The sequence below is a fragment of the Streptosporangium sp. NPDC006013 genome, from assembly GCF_040614275.1.
Taxonomy (GTDB): Bacteria; Actinomycetota; Actinomycetes; order Streptosporangiales; family Streptosporangiaceae; genus Streptosporangium.
This window is the reverse complement of sequence record NZ_JBEXUE010000704.1, coordinates 1-3856: the sequence shown is the minus strand read 5'-3', so window position 1 is coordinate 3856 and position 3856 is coordinate 1. Positions and strand designations below refer to the sequence as shown.

General features: G+C 71.2%; 2 protein-coding genes and 1 pseudogene. All 3 read right to left on the bottom strand.

Annotation, left to right across the window (positions count from 1 at the left end; genetic code table 11):
- Nucleotides 1–52 precede the first annotated feature (52 nt).
- Nucleotides 53–2617 carry a sensor histidine kinase KdpD gene (locus ABZ260_RS48180; protein ID WP_355631886.1) on the bottom strand — a complete coding sequence of 855 codons (2565 nt, stop codon included), beginning with the start codon at nt 2615–2617 and terminating at the stop codon, nt 53–55.
- A gap of 49 nt (nt 2618–2666) precedes the next feature.
- Nucleotides 2667–3527, bottom strand: a complete 861-nt coding sequence (locus ABZ260_RS48175) for a potassium-transporting ATPase subunit C (RefSeq protein WP_355631883.1) — start codon at nt 3525–3527, stop codon at nt 2667–2669.
- Nucleotides 3528–3856 (bottom strand): annotated as a pseudogene (locus ABZ260_RS48170) (potassium-transporting ATPase subunit B); the annotation flags it as partial. It lies immediately after the preceding gene.

Here is a 3856-nt window from a genome sequence, read left to right as displayed (position 1 = left end):
GCCCCCCCGCCCCCGGGGGGGGGGCCACGGCCCTCGGCGATCGGGACCCGGGTCACATGCCCTCCTCTGCGAGGTGCGCCCGCGAGTCCGGGGAGACGGGAAGCGTCAAGATCATGGTGAGACCGCCCCCGGGCGTCTCATCAGGAAGCAGCGTGCCGCCCATCGCCTCGGCGAGCCCCCGGGAGAGCGCGAGGCCCAGGCCGACACCGGTGTGGTTGTCGCGGTCGCCGAGCCGCTGGAAGGGCATGAAGATCCGGTCGTAGGCCTCGGACGGTATGCCCGTGCCGCGGTCGACGACGCGGATCTCCACGTGGTCGCCGTGCCTGCTGGCCGTGACGAGGACCTTCATGTCCCCGGGGCTGTAGCGGACGGCGTTCGACATGAGGTTGACCAGGATGCGTTCCAGCAGCACCTGGTCGGCGACGACCTCGGGCAGCTCGGCGGAGACGTCACCCTCGATCCGCCGGGACAACTCGCCGAGATCGTCGATGGCGCGCGGCACGATCTCCTCCAGCGCGGTCGCCTCCAGCACCACCCCGAGCACCCCCGCCTGCAGCCGGCTCATGTCGAGCAGGTTGGCGACCAGTCGGTCCAGCTTGGCCAGGGACTCATCGGCGGTGGCGAGCAACTCCGCCCTGTCCTCGGGGGACCAGTCGACGTCGGTGGCTCGCAGGCCCTCCACGGCAGCCCTGGCCGAGGCGAGCGGGGTGCGCAGATCGTGGCTGACCGCGGCGAGCAGCGCGGTACGCATCCTGTCGGCCTCGGCCAGCGGCCTGACCTGCTCCGCCTCCTCCTCCAGCCGGTCCTGCCGCAGGGCCACGGCCGCCTCGGCGGCGAAAGCCTCCAGCACCCGCCGGTCGGAGGCCTCGAGCAGCCTGCCCCGTACGGCGAGGACGAGCCGCTCGTCGATGACCACGTCGGTGTCCGCGGCGCCGGGCGAGGTGCAGGGCACGTCGACGCCGGCGGCGGCGACGATCCGCCACGCCTCGGGGTCGGCCTGGTCCTCGGGCACCGGCTCTCCGGTGCGTTCCAGCAGGGTGACCGAGGACAGGCCGAAGGTCTCCCTCAGCCGGGCGAGCAGCGAGGCGAGCACGTGCTCGCCGCGGAGCACGTGTCCCGCCAGAGTGGAGAGGATCTCCGCGTCGGCACGGGCGCGGGCCGCCTCCCTGGTCCTGCGGGCGGCGAGGTCGACGACGGCGCTCACCATGACGGCCACCAGCACGTAGACGCTCAGCGCGAACAGATTCTCCGGATCCGCGATGGTGAAGCCGGCGAGCGGCTCCGTGAAGAAGTAGTTGAGCAGCAGGAAGCCGAACACGGCCGCGGTGACGGCCGGCCACATGCCGCCCACCAGGGCGACCACGATCACCGTGAGCAGGAAGAGCAGTATGTCGCTCGGCAGGTTCACCCCGTCGCGGAGCAGGTGCAGTCCCAGGGCCAGGACCGGCAGCCCGAGCATCGCGATGACCCAGCCGGCCACCCGCCTGGGGCGGGTCAGCGCGGTCCGCGACGGGGCTCGGTCGCGCCCTTTCTTCATCTCCTCGTGGGTGACCATGTGAACGTCTATGGACCCCGACTGCGCGATCGTGGTCACCCCGACCCCCCGGGAGAGGATCTGGGCGAACCTGCCGCGCCGGGACGCTCCCAGCACCAGCTGGGTGGCGTTGACGCCGCGCGCGAAGTCGAGCAGGGCGCGCGGGACGTCGTCGCCGACGACCTGGTGGTAGGTGCCGCCCAGGTCCTCCACCAGCGTGCGCTGGCGGACCATGCTCGCCGGATCCACTCCGGCCAGCGCGTCGGCGCGCGTGACGTGCACGGCCAGCAGGTCGGCTCCCTTGCTCCTGGCCGCGACCCTGGCGGCCCGGCGCACCAGCGTGTCGCCCTCCGGGCCGCCGGTCAGCGCGACCACGACGCGCTCCCGCGCCTCCCAGGTGCCGGAGATGCCGTGCTCGGCGCGGTAGCGGTCGAGCTGCTCGTCGACCTTGCCCGCGACCCAGAGCAGGGCCAGCTCGCGCAGCGCGGTCAGGTTGCCGACCCTGAAGTAGTTCGACAGCGCCGCGTCGACCTTCTCCGGCGCGTAGACGTTGCCGTGCGCCATCCGGCGGCGCAGTGCCTCCGGGGCCATGTCCACCAGCTCCACCTGGTCGGCTCGGCGCACCACCTCGTCGGGCATCGTCTCGCGCTGGACCACCCCGGTGATCTCCTCGACCACGTCGTTGAGCGACTCCAGGTGCTGGATGTTGACCGTGGAGATGACGTCGATGCCCGCGTCGAGGATCTCCTCGATGTCCTGCCAGCGCTTGCTGTTGCGCGAGCCGGGCACGTTGGTGTGGGCCAGCTCGTCGATCAGCGCGACCTTGGGCCTCCTGGCGATGACGGCGTCCACGTCGAGCTCGGTGAACGTGCACCCGCGGTGGCCCATGCTCCTGCGCGGGACGATCTCCAGGCCCTCGAGCAGTTCCGCGGTACGGGGACGGCCGTGGGTCTCGACGAAGCCCACGACCACGTCGGTGCCTCTCATGAGGCGGCGGTGGCCCTCGGAGAGCATCATGTAGGTCTTGCCGACCCCCGGGGCGGCTCCGAGGTAGATGCGCAGCCGCCCCCGTCTCTGGTTCATCACATCTCCTTGAGTGTGGAGACCCCGGTCCCCGGCGCCGGGGCGGAGGTCAACCTCTGTCGAGCGCCAGGTTGAGCGCGAGGACGTTCACCGCGGGTTCGCCCATGAAACCGAGGGTGCGGCCCGTGGTGTTCTCCGCGATCAGCTGCCTGACCCTCTCCACGGGCACTCCGCGCTCCCTGGCCACGCGGGCCACCTGGAGCTCGGCGTAGGCGACCGAGATGTCCGGGTCAAGGCCGGAGCCACTGGCGGTGACCGCGTCGGCGGGCACGACCGCCCGGACCGTCGTGCCGCGGACCGGAACGGTGCGGCCGGCCGCGTAGCTCTCGCCGGGTCTACCGCACTCGACCCTGACACCACGGTACTCGGCGACGAACGGGGACGCGGGGCAGGCCTGGTTGACGCTGACGGCCCTGGTCGGGGTGCCGACCGCCGGGAAGACCTTCAGCACGGCACCGACGCCGTCGGGCGTGCAGTACGGCCGGGCACCGCTGACGCCCTCCAGTTCCCCGACGGCCCTGGAGCGGGTACAGACCTGGGTGAGCAGGCTCCGCCTGCCCTCGCCGCCCCTGTCGCCCGGAACGGGCAGGACGTCCACGATGTCCTCGGGGCCCAGGTTGCTCGCGGCGGTGGAGAGCATGTCGTAGCCGTCGCCGGCCACGGACGGCCGGCTCTGGAAGTACCTCCCGACGGGCCTGCCTGCGGCGTCCGTGAAGTTCTGGCCGACGAGCGCGCTGCCCACCGCCCTTCCGTCCTTCTCCACGAGGGAACCGTTGGCCCCGTCGTTGAAGGCGACCTGGGCGATGCCGGTGACCAGCAGCGGGTAGAGGGCACCGGTGAGCAGGGTCAGGACGAGCAGCGCGCGGAGCGCGGCGAGATACCTGTGCATCCAGATGGGCATGTGTTTCATTTACGACATCCCCGGAAGGAGGTGGATGAGAAGGTCTATCAGCTTGATGCCGATGAAGGGCGCGATGATGCCGCCCAGACCGTATACGCAGAGGTTGCGGCTGAGCAGCTTCGACGCGCTGGAGGGGCGGTAACGCACACCCCGCAGGGCGAGCGGGATCAGCGCGATGATCACCAGGGCGTTGAAGACGACCGCGGACAGGATCGCCGACTGCGGGCTGGCCAGACGCATCACGTTCAGCGCGTCCAGGCCGGGATAGACCGCCGCGAACATCGCGGGAATGATCGCGAAGTACTTGGCGATGTCGTTGGCGATCGAGAACGTGGTCA